The sequence below is a fragment of the Ruania alkalisoli genome (assembly GCF_014960965.1).
In the GTDB taxonomy this organism is placed as follows: Bacteria; Actinomycetota; Actinomycetes; order Actinomycetales; family Beutenbergiaceae; genus Ruania; species Ruania alkalisoli.
The window spans coordinates 53,722-80,004 of sequence record NZ_CP063169.1 but is presented as its reverse complement, the minus strand read 5'-3'; the positions used below and the strand labels follow the sequence as shown (position 1 = coordinate 80,004).

Below are 26,283 nucleotides of genomic sequence, written 5' to 3'. Positions count from 1 at the left end.
TACCCTGAGACGAGCGGCAAGCATCGACCCATCCCGGCTCCAGCCCACGTTACGACACCTCATACAATCCATCCATTCATCGATCTCTGTCGGTCTGATTCACGGTGCTAGCAGGCCGCCATCGAGACTCCGCACGCCCGCCGCCCAGCTGTCGAACGGCGACAGGTTCGGCGGAAAGCGCAGCGCTAAGGACTCATCGAGGTCTATCCCCCATCCCGGCGCTTCGTTCGGCGCTAACCATCCCTGCTGCGGGACAATCGTGCCGGGAAAGACCTCCTGGGTGAGTTCATCGAACTCGTGACACTCCTGAATGCCGAACGTCGGACTGGTAACGTCGAGCGCGACACTCGCAGCGACTCCGACTGGTGACGTGTCGCCTGGCGCATGCCAGGCAGTGCGGACGCCTGCGAGTTCAGCTACGGCAGCGAGCTTCCGCGCAGGCGTGAGGCCTCCGATCGCGGAGATGTGGCAGCGGATCAGGTCGACGGCGCCGTTCATGATTAGACGGGCGGCATCTGTCACGGAGGTGGTGAGTTCGCCGACAGCGAGAGGTATCGGAGACGCGGAACGCACCTCCGGGAGAGCGTCCCAGTGCTCAGGGGGAAGCACGTCCTCTAGGAAGTACAGATTGAAGGCCTCGAGCGATCGTGCGAGTGTGACGGCCTGTTTCGGATAGAGCCGTGAGTGCACGTCGTGCAGCAGTTCGACGTCGTCGCCCAGCACCTTCCTCGCCTGCTCGAAGAGGCGCGGAACGAGGCGCAGGTACTCCGAGACCCGCCACCCATGCGGGTAGGGAGCGGATGCACTTGTGACTCCTCCGAGCGGAGAGGATCCATAGCTACCTGCACCAGGCTGCGAGACCTGGATCCGAACGTAGCGCCATCCGGCTTCTGCCTTCTCGAGTGCGTGCGAGACAGCTTGTTCGATGTCCAGGCCAAAGCTGTGCACGTAGCAGTCGGCGGCAGCACGTACCTTTCCTCCGAGAAGTTCATGGACCGGTCGTCCCGCGCGCTTCCCCGCGATGTCCCAGAGTGCCTCGTCTAGGCCCGAGATTGCATTGTTTCCGACGGCGCCCTCGCGCCAATAGGAGGAGAACTTTGCGAGCCTCACGAGATCGCCGATGTCCCCTGGGTAGCGACCGATCACCAGCCGTGCCAGGTGTTCTTCGACGTAGGTGACTACCGCCTTCCACCGCTGAGTGAACGTCGCACACCCAAGTCCGTACAAGCCCGGTTCGCTCGTATCCACGCGAACGACTACGAGAGGGATGCCATAGGGTGCCGTAACGATGGTCCTCACCCCTGTGATCCGGACGTCGTCGGGCACAGGCCACGGCGAGGCGAAGGCATCTGGGCGTTCGGTCGGTCCAGCTGACATCATGACTCCTGGTGGTGTGTCCCTGCTCAAGGGATGGTGGGCGGGTCGGGGTCGGTCCAGCGATGACGTGGTCTGAAACGGAGCAGGTTCTCGGCACGGGAGGTGTCGATCAGGGACTCGCGGCCCTCGAATCGGCGTCGGCGGGGCACCCTGGGGGCGTAGCAATCGAGCAGTTGCTCGGTGTCTTCGCTGCGATAGGTATCCGAGGCAGCCAAGCCAATGATGTGTGCCCCAGTCAGATCGACCACGAGCGCGTGAGCCACGGCGACCGCGGCATCTCGACGATCAAGGTAAGACCAACCTTCTCTGACGTGGCGTTGCTGGTGCGGCTCAGCGAGGGCGCGAACCCTCGATGGGAGGGTGGTGAGCGGGAACCTCAGTGCGATCACCGTCATGGCGAACTGGCTAGCAGCCATCTCGGTCGTGAGCTCATCGCTGGCCTTCGACAGCGAATACCAGTCGTCTAGAGCTCTGGGGACATTCTCGTCAATTGGGTAGTACGCCGGGAGCATTTCACGATGGTTCGCAGGCACACCGAAGGCGTTGATGCTGCTGGCCACGACGGCCCTCTGAATATCATGCTCGCCTGCCTGCTGAAGAACGTTGAAGGTACTCGCTGTGTTGGTGGTGTAGCCCAGGAACGGGTCCGCGAGGTCCGTTCCAGGAATTGCGGCCATATGAACAACTGCATCCACGCCCGCACACGCCGAGCGAACCGCGTCAGCATCTGCAGCATCCGCGGTGACGGCTTCAGCGGCTACAGAAGGCCGCCGCCAGGTAGTCGAGAGGGCGATGACATGCGCACCAAGCGCAGCCAGCAGCCCCACAACGTCACCCCCTAGCGTTCCTCCCGCTCCGGTCACAAGAATCCGTTCAGGAAGGCGGGCGGGGAGCTCGCACGCAGTAGTCTCCCAATGGAGCGCAGGGGGGACTACGGCTGCCGGGAGAGCTCCGAACGTTGCATCGATGCCCTGATCAGCGTTCATGCACATACTCCACTTCCCTTGACTCCGCGCCATATTTCCGTTCAGAGTGCGCCGACAGAGCGAGAACGTTGCCGCGTCTTCCGAAGGTGCATCTGTCAGCCCTTGATCGCACCGGTCAGCATCCCCTTCGTGAAGTGCTTCTGAAGGAATGGATAGACGCACACGATCGGGATAAGCGAAACGACCAAGATCGCCATTTGGAGTGACGGCTGGGCGGGCGGCATCTCACCCGCCATCGCGACTTCATCCAAGCCAACCTGTGCGTTGTTCACAAGGTATTGACGTAGGATTAGTTGAATGGGCCACTTACTCTGGTCGTTGATGTACAATAATGCGGAGAAGAACGTGTTCCAGAAGTTGACGGCATAGAAGAGCCCGATGGCGGCGAAGATCGGCTTGGAGAGCGGCACAATGATAGTAGTGAATATCTTCAATTCGGAAGCGCCGTCGATCGTTGCGGCTTCAGATATCTCATCAGGCAGGTTCTGGAAGAACTGGCGCATGACGATCACATTGAACGCAGAGACGCTAACTGGGATTATCAGGGACCACAGAGAGTCGAGCAGGTGGAACGTCTTCACCGTGAGATAGAGCGGAATGATTCCAACGCCGAACAGCATCGTGAGTAGGACCGCTCCAAGGAGAACCCCCCGGAAAGGCATTGTTCGTCGCGAAAGCGCGTAGGCCAAGAGCGAGGTAACGGAGAGCGCGACCGCAGTGCCGACAATGGTGACGAAAGCGGATACGCCGATCGCTCCACTGATCTGACCACCGGTGAAGATCGCACGGTATGCCTCCAGGGTCGGGACCTCCGGCCAAAGAACCATGCCACCGTCACGAGCGATCTGTTCAGGGTCAGCGAGAGACGTTGCCACAACCATGGCGAATGGTCCCAGGACCACCAGGCAGCACAGCCCCAGGGCCAGCATCTTGGCGCCCTCGGCCGCCCAGTGCGACCTGTAGCCGACGTAGAGACCTCCAGAGCGTCGGCCGCGCTTTGGCGATCGCGTTGTCGCGGCCTCCGGACCGGTATGGGCGTGGCCACGTTCCATCACGCTCATCTTTGGGCCTTCCGATAGATGCCAGCTTCTCCGAACATGTGCGCGAGCTTGTTGGCGAGTAGCACGAGGCCGACGCCGATGACCCCCTTGACGAGCCCGACGGCGGCCGACGTTCCCCAATCTCCACCGAGGATCCCGTTGTTGTACACGTACGTGTCGAGCACTTCCGACACGTCCCGACCGACCGCCTGCTGCTGCAGGATGATCTGCTCAAAGCCGACCGTGAGAATGTCGCCGATCCTGAGGATGAGAATGAGAATTACGACGGAACGGATACCGGGCAGCGTAACGTGCCACAGTTGACGCCATCGGGATGCGCCGTCGACGGCGGCAGCCTGGTACAGCCCTTCGTCGATACCACCTAGGGCCGCAAGAAACAGGATCGTCCCCCAACCCGCGTTCTTCCAAATGTCCTGCAGGATGAGTAGCGGCTTGAAGAAGTCAGGGTTGCCGATGATCTGCGGCTCCGGTCCACCGATCGCAGCCATGAAGGATTCGAGAGGGCCATTATATCCCAAGATGTGTTGAAAGATCGCAACTACCACCACCCAGGAAAGGAAGTATGGCAGATAGAGAATCGACTGGACCCAGCGCTTGAATGCCTGCGATAGTAAGCTGTTCATCAGCAGCGCTAGCGCGATGGGGACCGGAAACGTGAACATCAACTGAAGAGCCGTGATGATGAGGGTGTTCTTCAGAGCATTCAAGAACTCCGGATCACCGCTCCACAGCACCCGGAAATTGTCGAGCCCCACCCACTCGGACTCAAGAATGCCAATGAAAGGCTGGTAGTCCTTGAACGCAATGACATTTCCGAGCAGCGGCAGGTAGAAGAATCCGATGAAGACCATCATGCCCGGAAGAGCGAACAACAGAAGTGTGCGGTTTCGCCACACCCTTCGCCACCGGGCCCGTTGCGATGAGGTTTGAACGGACACGCTAGACCCCCTGGACAAGTTGCACGTGATGGCTCCTACCGTCGCCGCCTGAGACGTCCACGGTGAGGACTGCTGTCATCCCTTCCTGGGCAACGGCTACGGTCCTATCTCCGCTGGACCGGGAGGCCCCAAGCCCCTCGAGGCGCAATTCGAGAGATGTCGACTCCTGGGTCGGGTCGGAGAGGCTGACCTGGAGACATCCGCCCTTGCGTCGAATCATGACAGAACACGGTGCGTCCGCGTAGATGACGCGGGGTCGGCGTCCTACGGTGAGACTACCGGGCGTGAAGAAGTTGGCAGCCACCAGACGTGCCCGGTCGCTGCGCACGGCCTGGATGTCTGCCGAGTTGGACAGCACCGTGACTCCTGGGTTGCGCGCGAACGCTGCAGTCCGCTTCGCGCTTGCGGTCGGCAGGAGGGCAAAGGCGTAAGAGGAATCCTCAGGATCCACTCCGTGGTCAATCCATTGCGTCAGATATGAGCGGGTGATGGCATCGGTCGACCCTCCACGCCTTATGGCTGCCCAGCTTCCTGATCGTTCCTCGAAGGCGACTGATACCGGGCTCGACTCCAGAAGCACAACGCCATGCCTGCCGTCGTGGGTCCAACTTGGGTCCGTAAAGTCACCAGACCATGCCGCAGCCACGGGCTGCTGCACACCGTCGACATGCACTGCGGGTGCCGTCGACGTGGGGACCTTCCGGTTAGAGAGCACGGAGTAGATCGGATGGCCGCTAGCGCCTGAGATCGCGGCGCCGAGCTGGATGACGACGTCTTCGATGAAGAACCAAGACTTGGTGGCATGGATCTCGGTGAGCAGCCCAGACAGGACCTGACCCAGACAGCCGTCCTCGCCATCGGTGGTGCCTCCTCCAAAGGCGCTCGCGGGAAGCGCCGCTCCGTACGCTCCGCCTGCGCCGTCCGCGAGTGGGGCCTGGTCTGTGGTGGTTCCTGGAAGCTTGTAGGGATCGACGGTTGGCCAGAAGGAATCGGCGTACTGCGCTGAGTCGTCGTCATAGACGTAGGTCATGCCGAGCCCCTGGTGCCAACCTCGCAGGTTCTCCCCGGTGCTACCACCGTGCTCGAAGTAGGCGATGCGCTTGCTGCTGGCCGCAACGGTGACGGCCCATCCGCTTCGCCGGTGCATCGAGCGGGCCATACTGCCGTAGCTACGGTGCTCGACCGGCTCTGGGGCGACGGCCACGGTGCTGTCGTTCCGCACATCATTGAAGAGCGCAACGCGCGGAAGCCTGTCGAGGACTCCGCGGCCGTCGTTGATCGGGTCGACGGCGCACCGATCCAGCCAGCCCTTGCAGACAGCCCGCCAGGCCGATCGTCGGCCCGGATCGAGACCGTCCGCGAGCCGCAGAACGTACTCCAAGGTCAAGTGTCCCGTGGTGTACTCGCTAGACGTCTCCACCGCGACATAGCGTCCCCGTAGCGAGTCCATCATCCGGGCGTTGAACACTGCGGGGATGTAGCCCGCTTCGATCGCGTCATACAGTTCGAGCACCCGGGGGTCAGTCACTTCCCAGGTGGTGCCCGCGAGAACGGGAAGGACGAGTGCGGCGTTCTTGAGAAGCGCGAGGCCGTAGCCACCTGTGTAAGGCACATGGTTGTGTTGGATGAAGCCACCATCAGCGTGAAAGCCGTCTCCGGCTGTGACGGTGCCGAAGGCGCGAGGGAGCGCTGATGCGGCGGCGGCGACCCGGGTCGGGCTTTCGACGGCGAGTCCTGCCACAGCGACGACTCGGCACAGGTCAACAAGATTGGCACCAGTCGCCAGTTTGTTCGTCCCCTGCCGCAAGGTCATGTAGTTGGGGTCGGGGGTGAAGTAGTCGACCGTCGCCGCGAGACTCTCGCGCAAGGCTGTCGGGATACCTTCGTGGCACAGGATCAAGGTGTCGATGATGACCTGTGGGCAGCCGATCTCCCAGTTGTGCCAGTTGTCGTACTCGGTCGCTCCGACGTGGTACTCAATGCGGTGAAGTGCTTCGAGTGCCTCGATGATGTTGTTCAGCACGGTGCCGTCACTGGTGTAATCAGTTCCAGGTACCGCGAACGCCGTTGCCATCTCCTGGATTCTGACGGCCGTTGCTACCAGGGCTTGGGACTTGCTACCCAGCGGAATGTCAGTGAACACCGCCGTCGAGGTCGAGCTCGCCTCCAGACGGGCCAGTGCGTACTCGGTCTTCGAATTGATCTCGGAGATGATGGCAGCGTACTCGGGTGCGGTCGACTCGATGTTGGCACCGATCAGGCCCTGTGCCCACCGTGCTCGCATGTCGTCGAAAGGTGGCGCAGCCGCCGCCGCCTCGGTCTCGACTTGAAGGATGGTTCCTTCCGCCGACAACACGCCTGTTCCGCGTATGACCGACCGTTTGATCATGGCGTACGTCGATTCACTGGTTTCCATCGTGAAGGACCTTTCGTCGCGCTACACGAACAGCGTTCGGGAGCGTGGGTAGTCGTCGACAATCCAGTCCGGCCACGAGAGGGAAGTGCCGCGGTTCGCCAGTTCGCCCTGAATTGTTTCGACAGCCTGCGGATGTGCTAGCGCTTGCACAGGAGTGGCGTTTCGAAGGCATGCAGCTGCCATCACGCCGACGGCTTCGCCGATGCTCCACTCGACCGGATGCAACCGGAACGCACCGTTCGTGATGTGTGTCGTGCCGATGTTCTTGTTGGCGGGTAGCAGGTTCCGCATGCGTACAGGCAGCATCGCCCTGGCCGGAATCTGGAACGGGAAGCAATCGACGTCGACGAAGTTGCGCCCACTTGCGCTGGGGTGCAGATCGATGCGGTAGTGCCCGATGCCGACCGTGTCGGGAACGGCCTCGGGGCGTCGATGACCGCGGGCGTCGACCCCGATGTCGAGTTCGCTAACCCGACCCAGCCCCACGATCCGCCGGGACTCGCGGATGTAAGGCGCCATCGCGAAGCCATCGCTCGTTCCGGTGATGTCCGGCCGAAGTCGAAGAGTTGGGTATCCCACTCCCCCGCCTTGGTTGGGCGCTTCGGTCTGGAGCCAGTAGAGGAACGATCGAGAGAGTTGCTTAGCCTCCTCAGCGGCGCGCTCGAACTGCGCGCGATCGTCATGCAGGTCCGGCGTTACGGTCGGCCGAAGCCAGTAGTCGGTCTGGTGCCAGTTGACCATGGAAACCTCGCGGACGGCGCCGATCTCAAAGGTGGACCTCGCGAGCACTCGGCGATAGTGCCACATGTCTGGCACGCGATACCCGTCGAGGTCACCCTCGAATAGGCCCATGAGTCGGTGCTGGAGGGTCGTCGGATCGACGCCCGACCACGAGAACTGGAGCGCATCAGTGTAGGGCGCATCTAGCGATCGCCAGCGCTCGTAGTCGTGCGGACGATCAATCACGTGGTGGTCGTCGGATCCCCACTCGAGCGCGAAACACCATGTCATGCTCTGCTGGTCGAACGGATCGGCCACAGCGGGTGCGTGTGGCTCGCCGGTATCTACCTGCGCCTCGGCGCCCACTACGTGTTCGGCGCCCGCCAAGGCAATGATGTCACCGCGTTCAGTGGCGTCGACGCAGATCCGTGCCTGCACATGGCGCTCACCGAGCGGCGTTGCGAGGCGAACAGCGTTGATGGTGTCGTTAGCGGTCTCTACCTCAACGACGCGTGTCTGCGTCCAGACCTCCAAGTTCCCCGCTGCCAAGAAGGGCGCCAAGAGTTCGTAGATTGCACCGACCGCGACGCGAGGCTCGTGGCACAGCCTGCTGACCGTGCCCCGTCCGGGGTTGAGCAACGAGTCGTCGCGAGCGACAGCTGTCAGGGGATAGTTACGACGGTAATGCTCACGGATACGTTCGCGGAGTCGTTGGTAGGACCTCGTGGGCGAGGTGGTCTCGATCCATTTGTGCTCATCCGGGGGCACCGCTTGCGCGGTGAGTTGTCCGCCAATCCAAGGGTACTCGTCAACCATCAGCACGCGGTGGCCGTGATCGCAGAGTGCCATCGCAGCAGCTACCCCTCCTAGACCACCGCCCACGATGAGTACATCGACCTGGTCTGCGCTGGCTCTCGCGGTCACGTCCTACCTCCGGACTTGGGGGATGGCACACGAGACCTGGCACCAGTGGCGCACGAGTCGCGCGCGGCAAGCGCGATAGCGGCACTGGTCAAGCCATCGCGCAGATCGGCGCTTCCGGGCCGTTCGTCCCCGCGACAAGCGGCGATGAAGTCGCGCGCGAGCTCAAGGTCGCCGCCGAAGTGGCCGTCTTCGTCCCCGTTGATGGTGTAGCGCTCCTCGGCGTCGTCGTAGTGGGGCGTCAGCGTGACCACTCCGCGGAACCAGTCGAATCGAATTGACCCTGTGGTCCCGGTGACAATGGCGCCTCGTGTTGCTGCCTGGCGCCTGCTATAAAAGTTCTGTGTGTATGACGCGTGCACCAACGACTTGTACTTGATGATCGCCGATGCGGAGTCATGGTTGCCGGTATCGCTAGCGAATACACAGCGCCAGGTCTCGAATCTCGCGGTCGGCTTGCCGCCTCCAGCGACCCACGTTTCTGGACCTTCGGGGCAGTTCAGTCGTTCATCGCATTCCACGCATCGAAGCCCCGCCGGTCGTGAGCCAACAAACTTGGTCTTCGATTCGTCTGCGGAGACTCGGGCGGGCTCCTCCCCAATCAGATAGGTCAGGTAGTCGAGATCGTGCGTTGCCTTCTGCATCCAGAGCCCACCGGTAAGAGCCTCTTCCCGCATCCATCCGTGGTAGTAGGCGCCGATGCCGTAGGCGGGAACATTGTTGATGGCCTGAAGGTGTTGAATCTCGCCGATCCGACCGGCTCCGACGAGCTCCTTGACTTGAGTAATCATGGCTGAGCGGCGCAGCGGGAACGAGATGACCGTTGGTGAACTGCTGATCGCATAGGAGGTGTCCAGCATCGACCACTGGTCCCAGTCGATGACGACGGGCTTCTCAAGAAACAGGGGGAGTCCTGTCCTCAGAACTGCAACTGCCTGCTCAGCATGCTGGTAGTCCCGTGTGCCGATCATGACGCCGTCGATACGTGATGAGTTGACCAGCGTCTCGATGTCGAGGATGCGGGGTCGAACCCCCTGTACGGACTCAAGCCAGGTTGCGGCGTCTGAGTCCGGATCGGCGAGGGCGGTCACGAGTGTGTCGGGATTTGCATCGCGCAGGTATCTCAGCATCACCCGCAGCCTCGCTCCGAGCCCGATGACACCGATGTTCAAGTTGACCATCTATCGACTAGCTTCTTCCTGGAGCTCTGCCGCAACGGCGTCGCCGCCGTTGGCACGCCAGGTCGTCACGAAGTCATCCCACTCACCGATGTCCTTGCGACCGGCAAGGATGTCTAGCTGCATCGCCGCGACGTCCGCGGTGAGGTTGCCCCCCACTTCAGCCTGTGTCTCGGAGTAGAGGCCAAGAGAGGCGTCGAGTTCGAGGTTCTCTGAGTTCGCGGCGTACCACTCGTAGCGATGGCGTACATCGTCCTCTATCGCCGGGCCCAATCCGGACGGCCCGTCAACTATGTACTGGAGGTCCATGATCTGGCTCGTCGCACCTTCGACAGGCGATGGAATGCCTCCGTCCCAGGTAAAGAGGGATCCTTCGGTACCGAACTTGCGGAATAGGTGCTCGAGGGTGCCGATCGGCGTCGCGAGCCAGTCGAGCGTCGACAACAACCGCTTGATCCGTTCTGATTCGAGGTCCCTGCGAATGACGGTCATGCCCTGCCGGGGATTGCCGCAGTGATGCGGCGCGGCTTGGCCGTCCGGCCCAGGGTTGGGCAAGGCCGAGACAGTTGCCTCCAGTTGGCCCTGGAAGAGGCTCCATGCGGCGTCGCCGTCGGGGTGAAAGATCGCCTTCCGAGTGGTGAAGGTGTCACGCTTGTCCGAGTACGTGCTCGACACCCAGTTTGGCGGGAAAATACCATCCTCGACCATCGATCGGGTGATCGCGAGAGCCTCCTTGGTTCGCTCATCAGCGACTGCGCTGACGAACGACCCGTCGTCTGCTTGTCGCCACTTGTTTGGGGCACCTAGCATCATGGCCACGTGTATGAGCATTCGCTCCGGGTTGCTGCAGCCGAACCTTCCCGCGCTCTCGTCCGTAGCGTCGCGCATCAGTTGGCGATAGTCGTCCATGCTCGTCGGATTCGGGTCGAGCCCTAGTTCGTTGACGAGTGCCTCGTCGTAGAACATTGCCGGACCGCCTGCGATGGGTCGAGGCTGCGGGACGCCGTAGAGGACACCGCCGACAACGCAACTCTGCCAGGAGACGGTTGGGATGTTGGCAAGTGAGGGATACTCAGCCGCCAAGTCACCCGCGAGATACTCCGAGAGATCTGCGAACTGGCTGCTGAGGATCTGTGACAGTCGGGGCGGCGTTCCGCTGATGACCGTGATCTCCGGAAGGGTGCCACCTGCAAGCATCGTCTGGAACTTCTCGTCATAGTTGGCCGCAGGGGTCATGAGCAGGTCCATTGAGGCGCCCGCTCGGTCGTTGAGTTCCTGCCAGAACGGGTTCTCCGAGACCTCGAGGGGCACAGGCTGGTACGTCGGGTACAGGATCTCAACCGAGTCCAGTCCAGCAGCCGGATGCTCGGCGCCCGCACGCGGTTGTGGGTCCGGGTAACGGAAGTAGCCGGCGAGCGCGCCCTCGGGCGTCGAAGAGAGATCTGGTGTGACTCCGGTGTACTCGATATACGTCGGCAGAAGCGGCCCATTGCCGCTGCCACTGCCGGAGGCAGTCGGTGTGGCGTCACCACCCTCGGACCCACAGCCAGTCAGCACACCTACTCCGGTGGTGGTCATCGTGGCGAAGATTCCGAGACGCAGCGCTTGTCGGCGTGACACATGGGTCATCTTCCAACTCCATTCTCAACTCTGAGGTGTGAGTGCGAGATTAGCAGACGTTCCGTTGATGCGACCAGCGTTCCGCCTAACGGAACGCGCTCTGAGCGAACGCGTGTCACTCACGCGACTCGGCAGACCCTTGAAGGCAGGGGCGACCCCTCGATCTCCATCGCCGAGTTGCCCGCGGGCTCTGCAACCGCGAGCATTACCGACAGCACGTGGTGCTCACGGGCGCGGACTGTCGCGCGCCCGTCTCAGGTAGGAAGAGTCGGCTAAGCCTCGATCCACCGATCGGTGAGCGTTGCGTGTGGGCGCGGGAACTCAAGAATGCCCCTCTGACCTGGGAAGGCACGGCTTGCTTAGGGTCCGTATCGCCAGTTCAAGAAGGGCATCTCGTAGGTGCAGCTTTCTCACATCCGCCCCGTGACGTCTGCGACCTTCGACGAGCCGAATCTCGTGTCGACAGCGGGTTTGGTCCCGTTGATGGCCCTGGCCCGCAAGGCGGGACTGCGCACCCTTGCCGATGAGCGGCTGAGCGTGCCCAGCGACAAGGGCGCCAACGCCGGTTTGAAATTGTCTTCGCTGGTGGCTGGCATGGTCGCCGGTGCCGGCCGTACTGATGACATGGCGCTGCTGCGCCACGGCGGGATGGGTAAGGTCTTCGACCGCGGCTATGCGCCCTCGACACTGGGGCAGTTCCTGCGGTCCTTCACCATCGGGCACGTCCGGCAGGCTGACGCGGTGGCCTCACGGTTGCTGCCGAACCTCGCCGAGCACACCGGTCTGCTCGGCACCGCGGAGCAGGCCGGCACGGTGATGGTCGACATCGACGACACCATCATCGAGGTCCACGGCTACGCCAAGCAGGTGCCTCCTTCGGCTACTCCGGCATCCGGGGTCTGAACGCGCTGCTGGCCACGGTCTCCACCGATCACATCGCCCCGGTGATCGCCGCCCAGCGCCTGCGTAAAGGCTCGGCCGGGTCCCCGCGTGGGGCGGCCCGACTTGCTACCGACACTCTCGCCCTGGTGCGCCGCAGCCACCTGGCCGGGCGAGAAGCACTGGTACGGGCCGACTCGGCGTTCTACTCCCACGCCATGGTCAGCGCCGTGATGAAGACCGGGCGCAGGTCTCGATCCCCGTGCGGATGGACCCGGCCGTCAAACGCGCCATCGCCTCGATCAGCGAGGACGCCTGGACACCGATCAGATACTCCGATGCGATCTACGACGAAACCACCAGCAGCTGGGTCTCGCGGGCTGAGGTCGCTGAGGTTCCCTTCACCGCGTCCTCCGCCAAGAAGAACGCCGAGCAGGTCCCCGGCCGCCTGGTGGTTCGCCGCATCCCTGATCTCAACCCCATGAACAGCCACGGTCAGCAGACACTGTTCGACACCTGGCGCTTCCACGCCTTCTTCACCACCACCAACACCGACGAGCGCGACACCGTCACCGCCGATCAAGTCCACCGCGCTCACGCGATCATCGAGAACGTCAATGCCGATCTGAGGGCCTAGGCGCTGGCCCACCTGCCCTCGGGGAAGTCCACCGCCAACGCCGCCTGGCTCATCTGTGCCGTCATCGCCTTCAACCTCACCCGCGCCGCAGCCACGTTGACCACCCAGGCGCCCTCCCTGCTGCGGGCCACGACGGCGACGATCCGCCGCAAACTCATCAACATCCCCGCCCGGATCGCGACCTCTGCCCGGCGATTGCGCCTGCACCTACCCCTCCACTGGCCCTGGGCCAAAGCCTCGCTCTACAAGCTCGTTCTCCCGCCACCTGACCCCAGGCACGCGTCCTTACGACCGAGGAACCTCAGTGGAAAAGCCGGGCAGACCGCCGAGCTCCTCGCGCCCGAAGGCCCCCACAACGACCGCGCCAAACTCGCCCAACACATCAGTGCCGGTCGGTGGATCGAGGCTAAGTGCGAGAGGATCACGGGATGACGAAGAGCGAGTCCCACCAGGGCGTGGATCGCGCCTTGCGGGTTCTGACCCTCCTGGGCGACAACGCTGCTGGCATGAGCCTCGGCGAGATTGCGGTTGCGACCGGCATTTCGAAGTCGACGATGCATCGTGTGCTCAGCGCAATGAAGAGTCGCGACTTCGTGCATCAGGACGGTCCCAGCTCCCGATACATGCTCGGGCCGGCGGCGCTCGAGGTCGCCTTCCGGTTCCAGGCAGAGTCGCCGATCGTCGCTTCGTTTCATGACCAGTTGGTCCAGGTGTCGCGGTGGTCCGGACTGACGGTCCACCTGGCACGGCTCATGGACACGTCAGTGGTCTACCTGGACAAAGTGAACCCGATAGACGGCTTGAGGACAAACTCCGTCATCGGGGGTGTCAACCCGGCGCACGTCACCGGCGTTGGCAAGGCGCTGCTGGCGGCAACGTTGGATGAGAAGGACGACCGACTGCTCAAAGGCTCTCGAGCACTCGAGGCACGTACCGAACACTCAATCACCAATCTCGCCGAGTTAGCCTATGAACTGGAACTTACGAGGGAACGGGGATTCGCCGTAGATCGCGAGGAGAGCGAGGTTGGGGTGATGTGCGTTGCTGTCGCGGTCGAAGTCGTCACTGGCGAGTTTCTTGGGCTGAGTGCGACGGGCCCCTCACCCCAGGTCATCGCGATCGGGATCGAGAATCTAGGCAGCGCGCTTCTTTCCGCCGGAATGGCCGCGCCCTACTCGCGGCCAGCAGGACGCGAGCGGTAAGGGGCTCTTCGGACTTCTGGTGGGGAGCGGGACTCGCGGAGGTAGCTGAGGGTGGGTAGGGATCGAGGTCCTCGATGATCAGTAGCGACCAAGCAGACTGTTCACTCCGAGGACCTCGACGTTGACCAACGCTACGGGGTGCAGCGATGCGCCCACCACTGATCCCTACGTCCGCTGCGACACACTCCTGGGTATCCGGGCATTCATGTGGAGGCCGTCGAGCGCACCGACGTGCTCGTGACGGTCACGGTCTCCACGCCTTGGCAGCTGACGGGCTGTCCAAACCGTGGGGTCGTCACGCCCAGCCGCGGGCGGCGAAGGTGCGAGCTGCATGATGTGCCCGGCTTCGTGCCAGTGCGGGTGATCTGGCGTCAGCGCACCTTGCGCTGCCCCGACCCGGACTGCGCGAGGGCTACGTTAGCTGGCCGCCGATGAGTCCCGCTTTCGCCGGAGTGGTCAGCCTCGGCGTCGATGAGCACATCTGGCACCACGGCAACCCGCGTCGCCGTGGCGCGAAGGAGCTCACCGGCATGGTCGACCTGACCCGCGACGCCGAGGGCAAGGTCCGCGCCCGGCTGCTGGACCTACGGCCCGGGCGGTCGAAGAAGGCCTACGCCGACTGGCTCACCGACCGCAGTGCCGAGTTCCGTGCCGGAGTCGAGGTTGCGGCGCTGGACCCGTTCGCCGGCTACAAGACCGCGATCGCCGACGCCAACGCCGTGCTCGACGCCTTCCACGTGGTCAAGCTTGGCACCCAGACCGTTGATGAGGGCCGCCGCCGGTCCAGCAAGAGACCCTCGGCCACCGCGGCCGCAAGGGTGATCCGCTCTACGGTATCCAGAGGATCCTGCGCGCCGAGGCGGAGAACCTCACCGACCGCCAACTCGCCCGCCTGGCCACAGCGATCGAGGCTGACCAGGCCCACCAGTGTCTACCTCGCCTGGCGGTGCACCCAAGACCTACGAGCGGCCTACCGCTGCGCCGACCTGAGCGCTGGGCGCACGATGGCCCAACGCATCCTGGCGATCTTCCACACCCGCCCGGTCCCCGAGGTCGCCCGCCTTGGACGGACGCTACGCCGCTGGAAGGACGCGTTCTTGGCCTACTTCACCACCGACCGATCCAACAACGGCGGCACCGAAGCCATCAACGGCATCATCGAACTCCACCGACGCCTCGCCCGCGGCTACCGCAACCTCACCAACTACCGACTCCGCGTACTCCTCGTCGCCGGAGGACTCAAGGCCTGATCCCCACCGGAAGTCCGAAGAGCCCGTAGTGGAGCCTGCGAGCGGTAATGAGAAACTGCTGACAGCAGCCTCGTATCGGAAACGTCGGCAAACGTGAACGCGAGTACCAGTGCGTCCCTGTTGCCGTCCCTGCGAATGCCGCTAGCAACGTCCTGAAGGCAGCGACTCCATCCGCGCCGAAGACCCCCGCGCCGCCCTGAACCACGCCACGAACCGCGTGGCAGTCTCTTGGGCCAGCACTCGGTGGAGTCCACTCCAACGCACAGGGCCAGTGCCGGCGCCCAAGCATCGCCGACGACCGTCTGACCCCGCAGCCTCCAGTCGAGAGTGATATCCTATATAATATGGAATCGCGAGCAACGACGCCCCACGACCCCGCAGACTGGACGGCCGAGACCTGGCCGATCGCCTGCAACATGCTCACCTTCGGCGCTACGACGCCGGATGGCACCCCCACGATCGACGCCCCCGCCGCCACCTGGGCCGGCCAGCTGCGCCAGGTGCGCGAACTCGGCTTCGATCACATCGACCCCACCGACGCCTGGCTCTCCCTCGCCAAGCTCAGCCCGGAGCGACTGGCTGAGTTCCGCAGCGTGCTCGCCGACGAGGGCCTGGGCATCTCCTCCATCTCGATGACGCGCAGCAGCGTGGTCGACCGGGCCAACGGCGAGCAGAACCTCGCCGACGCCCACCGCTTCCTCGACATCGCCCCCGAGGTCGGCGCCTCGATCGTCAACGTCGGCTTCATGCAGGGCCTCACCCCGGCGCAGCAGAAGGCACTGTGGTTCTGGCTCGAGCCCGGGCACGTGGACGACCCGGAACTGCGCCCCCTCGCCATCGAGCGGATTCGCGAGCTCGGCGACCATGCCGCCGCCAACGGCGTTCAGGTCAGCCTGGAGATGTACGAGGACACCTACGTCGGCACCCCCGAGGATGCGGTGCAGTTCGTCAAAGACGTCGGCCACGACGCCGTCGGCCTCAACCCGGACATCGGCAACCTGGTGCGCCTGCACCGCCCGATCCCCAGCTCACCCGGCATGATCGACCTGTTCGAGACGGTGCTGCCGTACTGCAACTTCTGGCACATCAAGAGCTACACCCGCGACGAGGACCCGGCCACCGGTTCCTACTCCTCCGCCCCGGTACCGCTGAAGTACGGCGTGATCAACTACCGCGCGGTCATCCGCCGCGCGATTGAACTCGGCTACCGCGGCCCGTTCTGCACCGAGCACTACGGCAGTGACTCCATCGGCGTGTGCGCCGAGAATCGTGATTACATCCGTCAAGTGCTGGGTTCGGCCCTGAACCGACCCGACCAGCCCACCCGCTGAGGAGCTAAGTATGAGCAGGACCATCGAGACCGTCACCGTGGTCGGCGCCGGCTACATGGGCGGCGGGATCGCGCAGATCTTCGCCAACGCCGGGATCCGCACCACGATCGTGGACACCACCCCCGAGGCCACCCAAGCCGGCCTGGAACGGCTCCTGCGCGAGGCCGCCGAGTTCGAGGCCGACGGCCTCTACGAGCCGGGCAGCACCGACCGGATCCGCACCAACCTCACCGCCGCCGACTCCCTCGAGGAGGCCGTGGCGGACGTCGACCTCATCGAGGAAGCCGTCTTCGAGCGCGCCGACGTCAAGCACGACGTCCTCGCCCGCATCAGCGCCGCCGCCCGCCCCGACGCGATCATCGGCACCAACACCTCCACCATCCCCGTGCACGTGCTCGTCCCCGCCGTGCAGGGCCCCGAGCGCTTCCTCACCGTGCACTTCTCCAACCCCGCGCCCTTCATCCCAGGCGTCGAGCTGGTCGCCGGGGAGGCCACGACGGCGCAGGTCGTCGACGCCATCAAGGCTCTCCTCGTGCGCATCGGCCGCGAGGGCGCCCAGGTGGCCGACACCCCGGGCATGGTGCTGAACCGCCTCCAGTACGCCCTCCTGAAGGAGGCGACCGCCGTCGTCGAGGAGGGCGTGGCCACCGTCGAGGACGTCGACACGATCGTGCGCACCACGTTCGGCTACCGGCTGGGCTTCTTCGGCCCGTTCGCCATCGCCGACCAGGCCGGCCTGGACGTCTACGCCAATGGCTACACCACCCTGGGCGAGGCGTACGGCGAAAGGCTCGGGACGCCGTCGTTGATCTCCGACGCCGTGGCGGCCGGACGGCATGGGGCGAAGAACGGCAAGGGCCTGACCGGCGACTTCGACGAGGAGACCAAGGCCGAACTGATCGCCTACCGCAACCGTGCGTACAAGCGCATGGGCGACCTACTCAGCGACCTCGGCCCCGCACCCAAGGGCACGCCCCCGGCGTAGTCAGGGTTCGCGCAGCAGAACGGCGGGCCGAGCATGGTCAGGCCGCGGGATCAGCTGCGCGAGTTCTCCTCGAGCAGACGCGGGCCCGGCCCGTGCCCGCCCAACGCGTCCCCCGGGTTGGCGAGCGCGCACTGCCGCAGGGAGAGGCAGCCACAACCGATGCAGCTGGTGAAGTCGTCCCGAAGTTGTTCGAGCCGGCGGATCCGTTCCTCGAGTTCGTCGCGCCATGCCGCGGAGAGCCGCTGCCAGTCTCGTCGGCTCGGAGTGCGCTCGTCGGGGAGGCGGGACAGTTCATCGCGCACGCGGGCCAGCGGGATGCCCACGCGCTGCGCTACCCGCACGAAAGCGAGCCGGCGGAGCACGTCGCGGCGGTACCGGCGCTGATTCCCGGCTGTCCGGGTGCTGCTGATCAGGCCTTCGCGCTCGTAGAAGTGCAGCGCCGACACGGCCACCCCGGCACGAGCGGCAACCTCGCCGGGCGTCAGCGTCGAGCGCGAATTGACCTCAACCATGGTTGAGATTCTAGCGTCGACCTCGTCCTGGCAGGGCGCTCGGACAGATGGGAGACGCACATGGCTGACAAGACGAGCATCAACCCCTTCAACTGGCACTTCGCCGACGATCAGGGCGTGCTGGTCACCGCACCTTCATCGTGGCTGTTCGTGTCCGGTCAGACGGCGATGTCCGACGACGGCGAACCGCAGCACCCGGGCGACTTGCGCGCGCAGGTTGAACTCACTCTCGCCAACGTCCACCGGGTTCTCGAAGCCGCCGGCATGACGTTGAGCGACGTCGTCCAGCTCAACACACACGTCACGGACGTCGCAGCGTTCCAGGCCGGCGCAGGCGAGGTACTCGACCGCGCGTTCGCCGCAGCATCGGTGAGCCCTCCTGGGGTTCTCTCGCAGGTCAGTGCTCTCGGCCATCCGGACCTGCTCGTCGAGATCGATGCCATCGCCGTTCGCTGAGTGTCAGCCGCCGTGAGGGGCTCGCTGCACGGTGGCAGAACCGCGAGCAGAAGGTGGTGAAACGGCGAGCACGGGGGTATCAGGGGGTCACGACCGCCGCATAGGCTGCCACCAGGAGGTGCGGATGCGGATCGGAGAGCTGGCCGAGCTCGCGGGCGTGACCTCACGCACCGTGCGGCACTATCACCAGATCGGGCTGCTGCCGGAGCCGGAGCGGCGGATCAATGGCTACCGCGAGTACTCGGTACTGGACGCAACGCGCCTCCTTCGCATCCGTCACCTCGTCGGACTCGGGCTAGGGCTCGATCGCATCCGCGGGCTCCTCGACCTGCCCGGCAGCGGCATCGAGGACGAGCTCGCCGGTCTGGAGGAGGCGCTGCGCGATCAGATCGCCACGCTCACCCGCCAGCTCGAGATCGTCCGCGCGGCCCGGACGTCGCCGCTACCCGAAGCGCCGGCGAACTACGGGGAGCTGGACGAGCTGGCGCGCAACTTTCTCACCGACGCGGCAGCGAGACGCCTGGAGGCCGACCTCACTCTGTTGATGAGCGCCGGCGATCCAGCCACCCATGCGCAGGTGCGCGCACACGCCGAGGCCATGGGAACCGACCCGCGACTGCGGAACCTCCTGTCCGCAGCGATCGGCGGATTGCTGGCGGTCACCGAGTCCACACCGGAGGCAGAGCGCGATCGGATCGCGAACGAGCTGCGAACTCTGCTCGCCGCCGCACCGATGCCTGACCTGCAGAACGCCCGGGTCAACGACCTGCTCGAGCAGTACCGGGCGCAGGCGTTCACCGAGCCACAGCTCGACGTCCTCGCGCGCCTCGACCACGAGCTTTAACCACGGGCCTTGACCTTGTCGTAACGTCATAGTTTCAGATGAGGGCATGCGCTACTCCCTCACCTACTTCGCGTCCTACGTCTTCTCCCTGCTCGGGAACTCGATCGCCGCGATCGCTATCCCGCTCGTGGTGCTGCAGAGCACCGGCAGTGTGCTGGGTGCGGGCACCGTGGCCGCGGCCACAGCGGTCCCGGCCTTCCTGGCAGGGATCTTCATGGGCGTGGTGATCGACCGGATCAACCGGCGCACCTCCTCCGTGGTGACCGACCTGGTCTCGGCCGCCTCCGTAGCCGCGCTGCCGTTCATCGACCTGTTCACCGATCTCACCGTCGGCATCTTCGTCCTCTTCGGCGTGATCGGCTCGCTCGGCGATATCCCCGGCCAAACCGCTCGTGAGGCCCTGCTGCCGGCGATCGTGGCCGAGAGCGGGCTCACGAAGGAACGGCTGCTCGGGATCCGGGAGTCGATCGGCGCCGCGGTGCTCGTGGTGGGCCCGGCCATCGCAGGCACGCTGGTGGCGCTGCTGGAGGGGTCGAGCGTGCTGTGGGTGACGGCAGGCACGTCCTTGGTCGCCGCGCTCATCACCTTCACCATCCCGAAGCGCCTCGGCGCCATCTCCGCCGCCACCGATTCATCCGCGCCACGTGGTGCCGTCCATCAGTTCCGCGAAGGGTTGTCGACGCTGGTGCGCAGCCGGATCCTGATCCTGCTCACGGCCATCAGTGTGGTCAGCGGCGTGGTGCTGGCGAGCTTTCAGGGTCTGGTTCTTCCCGTGCACTTCACGGCAGTGAATGAGACGGCGCTGCTCGGGTTCGTGCTCAGCGCACTCGCGGTGGGGCTCCTGATCGGCAGCGGCATCTACGCAGTCCTCGCAAAGCCGGGCGGTGCCCGCGCTGCGTGGCTGCGGACCGGGATGATCGGTGCGACGCTCGGGTTCATCGTCATCACGACGCTGCACTCCACACCGCTGATCCTCATCGGCGCATTCGTGGTGGGGCTGGCCAGCGGTCTCTTCGGTGGACTGGTGGGGGTGCTCTCGCTCGAACACATCCCGGACGCTCTGCGTGGGCGCGTCATGGGCACGCAGAACGCGCTGCTCAGCCTCGCACCAGGGATCGGCATCATGGGGGCCGCGGCGCTGACCGAGGCGTGGAGCCTGCAGGGTGCGGCCGCAGTGATTGCAGCGCTCTGGGCGGCGCTGACCGTAGTGGCGCTCTTCACCGCACGACCGCGCGATCTCCGACCGGTGGTTGCGCAGACGCCCGACGAGCAACCGAGTCAGCCCGGTGAGAATCAGCAGGTGGCGCGGTAGGCCACCGTGACGTAGGGGAAGTCGATGGTGGCATCAGCGGCGGTCAGGCCCAGCTCGTCAAGGAGCGTGGCCAGGCCGTCGTCGATCCGCCGCCGATCGTCGTCACTTGCGGTGATGTAGTAGCTGCGCGAGGCGACCATCGCCTCGATCGTGGCGCGGTCCATGGTGCGGGTCCACTCGATCCGCTCTTGCTCCACCTCGCCGAACGGCGCAGCGATCTGCGGCCCCGTACCGGAGATAAGTTGCTCGGCAGCGCTGAGGTGGATGATGCGGCTCATCCGGGCCACCCAGTCGGTGCGTTCGTCGCGGATGTTCCAAATCAGCCCGAGCACGCCACCCGGCCGCAGCACGCGCGCGATCTCTGCCGATGCTGTGGCCGGCTCCACCCAGTGCCAGGCTTGCCCGAGCACCACGGCGTCCTGGCTCGCCTCCGCCATCGGCAGGCTCTCGGCCGTCCCGACGGCGGTGCTCACCTCCGGCAGGTTACCCGCCAGGGTGGTGAGCATCGCCTCGTCCGGGTCGATGGCGGTGACGCTGCGGCCGTCGCCCACCAACGCCGCGGTGAGCTTGCCGGTGCCCGCACCCACGTCGACGATGTCGCTCACCTCGCGCTGGGCACCGGCGAGCATCCAGTCGACGGCGGCCGCTGGATAGGAGGGACGACCTGCCTCGTAGGCAGTGGTCGCCGCGCCGAATGATGTTCCCATCGCACTGTTGGTCATTTGCGCCCCCTTGGTGGACTGATCAGGGAATCAGGATGGCCTTCCCTGGAATGGAACGAGCTTCGATCGCACGGTGCGCCTCGGCCGCATCCGAGAGCGCGAACTCCCGGGCAATCGCCGGGCGGACACTCCCGGCAGCGGTCTGGGCGAGCGCCTCGGTTGCCAACCGCTGCGCCTGCGACGTCTCGAACTGTACGTCTTCGATCCCTCGCACCAGGATTCCCCGCGCGCTCACATCCGCCTCGTCGAGCTCGGCGAACCCACCACTCGCTGCTCCGTGGGCAGAGACGCGGCCACCATGAGCAACCAGCGCGAACGCCTCAGTACCAAGTGCACCGCCGACGCCGTCGAGCAGTACGTCAACGGGCAGACCACCGAAGGCCGCCTGCACGTTCTCGACCCACCCGGCCTCGGAGTAGTCGATCACTGCGTCCGCGCCCAGTCGCTTGACCAGGCCCAGTTTCTGCGCACCCCGGGCAGCTCCGACCACCTGCGCACCCGCCGCATGCGCGAGCTGAACGAGTAGCGTTCCCATCCCGCCCGCAGCTCCGAGGATGAGCACTCGCTCACTCGGCTTGATAGCCATGGCCTCCAGAATTCCTATGCCAGTGACGCCGTCGTGCGCCAGAGCGGCTGCCTCCCGCAGACCGAGGCCATCGGGGACAGGCACCAACTGGTCGATGCTGGTGCGGACGAGTTCGGCGTACGCACCCTGGGTGCCCAGCCGCGCCAGCACCAGCCGGCCGCGCCAGGACGGATCGACGCCCGGACCGACGGAGACCACAGTCCCCGCGGCCGCACCGCCTGGCACATACGGCAGCTCAATGCCGAACATCTCGCCCCAGCCACCGCGAATCTGCGTCTCGAGGTAGATGGTGTCGATCGCCTCGGCTCGCAGCACGACCTCACCAGCGGCGGCCACCGGGTCGGGCAACTCCACCGGCACCAGAACCTCCGGCCCGCCGTACTCGGACACTCGCACTGCACGCACGCGCTCCACCTCTCGACTGATCACGACGGGCGGCAGCCGCCACCCGTTCGATGATCAGTCTGAAACCTCACCTTTGGTTGAGGTCAAGTGCGAGTTGAGGGAGTTCGCTACGCCACCACCACACGGGGTGCGCTTCAGCGCGGACTCAAGTCCGCACGCTCATCAACGACCGGTACGTCCGTCGATCTGCTCGCGCAGGACATCTGCGTGACCGGCATGGCGACCGGTCTCTTCGACCATGTGCGTCAACGCCCACCGCAGCGACGGACAGGCATCTTTCGCCTCGGGCCGCCAATCCGATCCGGCCAGGTCCTCACAGGCGTCGATGACCGCGTTCGACTGGTCGACGGCGTCGTAGTAGGCGGAGACGACGCCGGCGACGCTGGAGGATCGGGGTGCACGGAAGGTCGCGGGCCAGCTGCGCACCTGCACTCCGAGGAACAGTGCGCGTTCCACATGCGTCAGGTGGTGGATCAGGCCGAGAAGGTTGGTGCCCGATGGCACCCCAGGTTCCCTGACCTCCGGCTCGGGTACGCCGTCGACCTTGGCGGCGACGGATCCGCGCAGGTAGTCCAAGAACCCGACAAGCACCTCCTTCTCACTCGGACCGGTCCGCGGAGGCGGATGATCTCGCCGGCCTGCCCGGTTCATGGGGGTCATACCCACCACCCTGGCACGACCAACCACCTGCACCAGGAGATCTTGCCGTTCTGGCAACGCTCTGCCGACTGCCTCGTGGGGCCCATGTACTCCTGAGCCACTCTGGTCCACAGTGGCCGGTATGAGTCAGCTCGCCGACCTCGGACCGATTGCGCAACTGCGCGCCGGCCGTTTGCCCCGGCGGCTGCCACAGCCTTTCCTGGGCCTGTGGCTATACGGCATCAGCACCGCCGTGATTCTGCGCGGCGATCTGGGAGCGACACCGTGGGACGTACTGCACTCCGGGCTGATCCGGCACGTGCCGCTGACGCTCGGTCAAGCAGTGATCGCAGTGAGTCTGCTGGTACTGCTGCTCTGGCTGCCACTGAAGGAGAAGCCCGGCCTGGGCACGGTGGCCAACGCAATCGTCGTCGGTATCTCCGCCGATGTCACGCTCGCCCTCCTTGATCGGCCCGATGTCCTGGTAGCGCGGGTGGGGCTGATGCTGGGAGGCATCCTGCTATGCGCCCTGGCTACAGCCCTGTACGTCGGCGCCCAGCTCGGGCGTGGGCCACGGGACGGGCTGATGACCGGCCTGCACCGGCGGACCGGGCTCTCGATACGACTGGTCCGCACCGCACTGGAACTCACGGTCGTCCTCGTCGGAGTTCTCCTCGGTGGGCGCCTCGGCGTGGGCACCGTGCTGTTCGCCCTCACCATCGGACCACTCACCCAGGCGCTGCTTCCCCGATTCATCGTGACACTGCCCCAACGAGACACCCATGTCCCGACGACACGCACCGAGCCCCCGACCCGGACACGCCGAATCCCCTTTCCGCCACCGAACCAACCTACGGATGCCAGAACGGTGGTTCCCTGGCGGAAAAGGGATTCGAAGTGGCGCGGCTGACCCGGGGTGGGCTCGTGCCGGGTGCGTGAGGACCTGGGTACGCGGGACCAGGTGCACGATGCGCGAGCTCCGAGAGCCATCTCCTACGAGCCGATGTAGCCGGCTCAGTGCATATACAACCCACCGTCCACATTCAACGTCTGCCCGGTGATATAGCCAGACTCCTCCCCCACCAGGAAGGCCACGGAGGCCGCGATGTCCTCCACCGTTCCCACCCGGTTCACCACCAGGTCACCCACGAGCTCGGCCTTGCGTTCCTCGGAGAGGGTGCCGCCCATGATGTCGGTGTCGATGGGCCCCGGAGCGATCGCGTTCGCGGTGATCCCATGCGGCCCAAGCTCGCGCGCCAGCGACCGGGTCAGACCGATCACGCCGGCCTTGGCCACCGAGTACGGGGTCTTGGAGTAGGTGCCACCACCGCGCTGGGCCGAGACGGAGGAGATGGACACGATCCGACCACCCCCGGCCGCCACCATGGCAGGGGCGACGGCCGCCGTCAGGTAATGCACCCCGAACAGGTTCGTGCGCAGCACCCGCTCCCACTCCGCGTCGTCGAGGTCCAGGTAGGGCACCGGGGAGCTGACGCCCGCGATGTTCGCGAGCGCCAGCACCGGCGGCAGCGCGTCCGTCACCTCGGCCACCGCGGCGCGCACGGCGTCGCGGTCGGACACGTCCACCCCGGCTCCTGCAGCCCTGCCACCGGCCGCGACGATCTCCTCGGCCAGGCCCCGGACGGCGGCGCCGTCGATATCGAGCAGGCCGAGCGCCCAGCCATCCTTGGCCAGTCGGCGTGCCACCGCCCGCCCGATGCCCCGGGGCGATCCGGCCCCGGTGACGATCGCCGTGCGTTCGCTAGGGAACGTGTCCATGCTTGTCGTCCTTCTCTCGCTCGAAGCGTCAGTAGGTGTAGTCGGTGCCGCGTTCCCAGTCGGGGAACGCCCAGTCCTCGCGTGAAACCTCGAAGCCCTCAGCCGCCGCAGACTCGATCGCCGAGTCGAGGTCGGAGTTGAACGCGTCGCTGAGCTTGACCAGCTCGCCCTGCAGATCGCTGATGTCACCGCCGAGGTAGCCCTGGATGATGTCGCCCAGGTGCGGTGCGATCGGGGTGGTCCGTGCCAGCGCCTCAGTAGCAGCGACGTTGCGCACCTCAGCCTCAGGAGCCCGGAACACCCGCTCCTTGAAGTCCTCGATCAGCCACGCGTAGGGGTCGATCACGTCGGCATCGGCCACCACATCAAGGTTCAGCGGCGGCTGGTCCATCGCCTCGGCCAGCGCCCGCTGGTAGTCATCACGCGTGAAGGTCTCCACCAGCTGACTGGCGGCCTCAGGGTTGGCGCTGGACCCGGCGACGAACCACGTCGGTGCCGGTGCACCACGGGTGATGATGAGCTCCTCACCGCCCGGGGTCAGCATCCCGGCCACCGCCATCCTGGGCAGGTGCTCGGCGTTCAGCGAGCGCACGCCACCTGGGGACCACGGGCCGTCGATGAAGAACCCGATCTGCCCGGCTGCCCAGCGACCACGAGCATCGGGGATCTGGAAGGAGTTCGTCCCCGGCAGCAGCCAGCCGTTGTCGGAGATCTCCTTCAGCAGCTCGATCGCGTTGATGTAGGTGTCGTGCTGGTACTCGTACTCGCCGGTGTCGTAGCGCAGACCCTGCCAGCCCGGGAAGCCACCGCCCTGGGCGAGGCCGTCCACCTGGTCGCGGATACGACCAGCCGCTCCGAGGGCCAGGGTCATCGGGGCGTACTCACCGTGATCGGCGATCGCCTGCAGCGCCGCCCGCATCTCGTCATAGCTGGACGGCGGCTCGAAGCCGACCTCCTCGGCGATCTCGGAGTTGTACCAGGTACAGGCCCAGTACTGCCGGTCCGAGAGAGCGGGAAGACCATAGATCTCCCCGTTCATCATGGTGATTCCTTCTGTGAACGTCCCCTCCGGCAGGCGGGCCAGCGCTTCGTCGGAGAGGGTGATCGGACTCAGCCATCCCGCCTCGACCAACGCCGGCAGCGGCAGGCCGAGCACGTTCGAGAACACGTCCGGCAGCGAGTTCGTCTGATTCGCCACCTGCAAGGCCTCGGTGGTCTGGCTGGGTTCGTTGTAGGAGTACTCGATCGGGACACCGATCTGGTCACCCTCGGTGGTTGCCCATTCGGCGTGCAGGTCCTGCAGGCCACCGAAGTGGTCCCACCACTGCAGCCCTTCGCCGCTGCCGCCACCGCCGCCGGTGCCACCACCCCCGGCAGGATCGGGCGGCGGGCTCTCCCCACTGCACGCGGCGAGCAGACCGGCCATTCCGGTGAGTCCAGCGCCGCCCATCAGTTGACGGCGGCTGAGTGCGTTGCGAGTCATGTGAATCTCCTCATCGAGATCGGACAAACGGGGTCGAACGAGAG

Annotated in this window: 22 protein-coding genes and 1 pseudogene; 9 read left to right on the top strand and 14 right to left on the bottom strand. The window is 65.2% G+C overall.

Features of this window, described 5'->3' with window-relative positions; translation table 11 throughout:
- Positions 1–99 precede the first annotated feature (99 nt).
- The 8 genes from IM660_RS00355 to IM660_RS00320 all read right to left on the bottom strand — a co-directional run bounded on the left by IM660_RS00355 (position 100) and on the right by IM660_RS00320 (position 11,175).
- Complete coding sequence (locus IM660_RS00355) at positions 100–1,326, bottom strand: enolase C-terminal domain-like protein (protein ID WP_246465063.1); 1,227 nt, start codon at positions 1,324–1,326, stop codon at positions 100–102.
- 77 nt (positions 1,327–1,403) lie between these two features.
- Positions 1,404–2,246 carry an NAD-dependent epimerase/dehydratase family protein gene (locus tag IM660_RS00350; RefSeq protein WP_425503888.1) on the bottom strand — a complete coding sequence of 281 codons (843 nt, stop codon included), beginning with the start codon at positions 2,244–2,246 and terminating at the stop codon, positions 1,404–1,406.
- A gap of 212 nt (positions 2,247–2,458) precedes the next feature.
- Positions 2,459–3,424 carry a carbohydrate ABC transporter permease gene (locus tag IM660_RS00345; RefSeq protein ID WP_246465061.1) on the bottom strand — a complete coding sequence of 322 codons (966 nt, stop codon included), beginning with the start codon at positions 3,422–3,424 and terminating at the stop codon, positions 2,459–2,461.
- Positions 3,421–4,278 carry an ABC transporter permease gene (locus IM660_RS00340; RefSeq protein ID WP_193497484.1) on the bottom strand — a complete coding sequence of 286 codons (858 nt, stop codon included), beginning with the start codon at positions 4,276–4,278 and terminating at the stop codon, positions 3,421–3,423. The genes IM660_RS00345 and IM660_RS00340 overlap by 4 nt, the downstream gene beginning before the upstream one ends.
- Before the next feature lie 85 nt (positions 4,279–4,363).
- Positions 4,364–6,778 (bottom strand): polysaccharide lyase 8 family protein, encoded by a 2,415-nt coding sequence (locus tag IM660_RS00335; RefSeq protein ID WP_193497483.1) that lies wholly within the window; start codon positions 6,776–6,778, stop codon positions 4,364–4,366.
- Positions 6,779–6,799: 21 nt separating this feature from the next.
- Positions 6,800–8,422, bottom strand: coding sequence for an FAD-dependent oxidoreductase (locus IM660_RS00330; protein WP_193497482.1), 1,623 nt, complete (start codon positions 8,420–8,422; stop codon positions 6,800–6,802).
- The gene (locus IM660_RS00325; RefSeq protein ID WP_193497481.1) at positions 8,419–9,600 is read right to left on the bottom strand and encodes a Gfo/Idh/MocA family protein; all 1,182 of its coding nucleotides are present in this window, start codon (positions 9,598–9,600) and stop codon (positions 8,419–8,421) included. The genes IM660_RS00330 and IM660_RS00325 overlap by 4 nt, the downstream gene beginning before the upstream one ends.
- The gene (locus IM660_RS00320) at positions 9,601–11,175 is read right to left on the bottom strand and encodes an extracellular solute-binding protein (protein WP_193497480.1); all 1,575 of its coding nucleotides are present in this window, start codon (positions 11,173–11,175) and stop codon (positions 9,601–9,603) included.
- Between the two features lie 441 nt (positions 11,176–11,616).
- Here IM660_RS00320 and IM660_RS00315 point away from each other — a divergent pair.
- The 5 genes and pseudogenes from IM660_RS00315 to IM660_RS00295 form a co-directional block, all read left to right on the top strand.
- Positions 11,617–12,961, top strand: a pseudogene (locus tag IM660_RS00315) (IS1380 family transposase); the annotation flags it as partial.
- 200 nt (positions 12,962–13,161) lie between these two features.
- Positions 13,162–13,935 (top strand): IclR family transcriptional regulator, encoded by a 774-nt coding sequence (locus tag IM660_RS00310; RefSeq protein WP_193497479.1) that lies wholly within the window; start codon positions 13,162–13,164, stop codon positions 13,933–13,935.
- A 431-nt stretch (positions 13,936–14,366) separates the two neighbouring features.
- A complete protein-coding gene (locus IM660_RS00305) occupies positions 14,367–15,185 on the top strand; it encodes a transposase (RefSeq protein WP_193497478.1) in 819 nt (272 codons plus the stop codon).
- A gap of 344 nt (positions 15,186–15,529) precedes the next feature.
- Positions 15,530–16,516 (top strand): sugar phosphate isomerase/epimerase family protein, encoded by a 987-nt coding sequence (locus IM660_RS00300; protein WP_193497477.1) that lies wholly within the window; start codon positions 15,530–15,532, stop codon positions 16,514–16,516.
- Positions 16,517–16,526: 10 nt separating this feature from the next.
- Positions 16,527–17,501, top strand: a complete 975-nt coding sequence (locus IM660_RS00295) for a 3-hydroxyacyl-CoA dehydrogenase family protein (RefSeq protein ID WP_193497476.1) — start codon at positions 16,527–16,529, stop codon at positions 17,499–17,501.
- A 50-nt stretch (positions 17,502–17,551) separates the two neighbouring features.
- Here the strand turns inward: IM660_RS00295 and soxR are convergent, their stop codons facing one another.
- A complete protein-coding gene (soxR, locus tag IM660_RS00290) occupies positions 17,552–18,013 on the bottom strand; it encodes a redox-sensitive transcriptional activator SoxR (protein WP_193497475.1) in 462 nt (153 codons plus the stop codon).
- 60 nt (positions 18,014–18,073) lie between these two features.
- On the opposite strand from soxR, the gene IM660_RS00285 reads away from it, so the two are divergent.
- The 3 genes from IM660_RS00285 to IM660_RS00275 all read left to right on the top strand — a co-directional run bounded on the left by IM660_RS00285 (position 18,074) and on the right by IM660_RS00275 (position 20,625).
- On the top strand, positions 18,074–18,469 hold the full coding sequence (locus tag IM660_RS00285; protein ID WP_193497474.1) for a RidA family protein: 396 nt from the start codon (positions 18,074–18,076) through the stop codon (positions 18,467–18,469).
- A gap of 124 nt (positions 18,470–18,593) precedes the next feature.
- Positions 18,594–19,313 (top strand): MerR family transcriptional regulator, encoded by a 720-nt coding sequence (locus tag IM660_RS00280; RefSeq protein WP_193497473.1) that lies wholly within the window; start codon positions 18,594–18,596, stop codon positions 19,311–19,313.
- 46 nt (positions 19,314–19,359) lie between these two features.
- Positions 19,360–20,625 (top strand): MFS transporter, encoded by a 1,266-nt coding sequence (locus IM660_RS00275; RefSeq protein WP_193497472.1) that lies wholly within the window; start codon positions 19,360–19,362, stop codon positions 20,623–20,625.
- On the opposite strand, the gene IM660_RS00270 is transcribed toward IM660_RS00275, so the two are convergent.
- The 3 genes from IM660_RS00270 to IM660_RS00260 all read right to left on the bottom strand — a co-directional run bounded on the left by IM660_RS00270 (position 20,607) and on the right by IM660_RS00260 (position 22,998).
- Positions 20,607–21,347 (bottom strand): class I SAM-dependent methyltransferase, encoded by a 741-nt coding sequence (locus IM660_RS00270; protein ID WP_193497471.1) that lies wholly within the window; start codon positions 21,345–21,347, stop codon positions 20,607–20,609. The genes IM660_RS00275 and IM660_RS00270 overlap by 19 nt on opposite strands.
- Positions 21,348–21,369: 22 nt before the next feature.
- Positions 21,370–22,338 (bottom strand): zinc-binding dehydrogenase, encoded by a 969-nt coding sequence (locus tag IM660_RS00265; protein WP_193497470.1) that lies wholly within the window; start codon positions 22,336–22,338, stop codon positions 21,370–21,372.
- 162 nt (positions 22,339–22,500) lie between these two features.
- Positions 22,501–22,998: a DinB family protein gene (locus tag IM660_RS00260; RefSeq protein ID WP_218958797.1), complete on the bottom strand. Its 498-nt coding sequence runs from the start codon at positions 22,996–22,998 to the stop codon at positions 22,501–22,503.
- 121 nt (positions 22,999–23,119) lie between these two features.
- On the opposite strand from IM660_RS00260, the gene yczE reads away from it, so the two are divergent.
- Positions 23,120–23,887, top strand: a complete 768-nt coding sequence (gene yczE / locus IM660_RS00255; RefSeq protein ID WP_246465059.1) for a membrane protein YczE — start codon at positions 23,120–23,122, stop codon at positions 23,885–23,887.
- 104 nt (positions 23,888–23,991) lie between these two features.
- On the opposite strand, the gene IM660_RS00250 is transcribed toward yczE, so the two are convergent.
- Both IM660_RS00250 and IM660_RS00245 read right to left on the bottom strand, forming a co-directional pair.
- Positions 23,992–24,756, bottom strand: coding sequence for an SDR family NAD(P)-dependent oxidoreductase (locus IM660_RS00250; RefSeq protein WP_193497469.1), 765 nt, complete (start codon positions 24,754–24,756; stop codon positions 23,992–23,994).
- Positions 24,757–24,784: 28 nt separating this feature from the next.
- A complete protein-coding gene (locus IM660_RS00245; protein WP_193497468.1) occupies positions 24,785–26,239 on the bottom strand; it encodes an ABC transporter substrate-binding protein in 1,455 nt (484 codons plus the stop codon).
- Between the last annotated feature and the right edge of the window lie 44 nt (positions 26,240–26,283).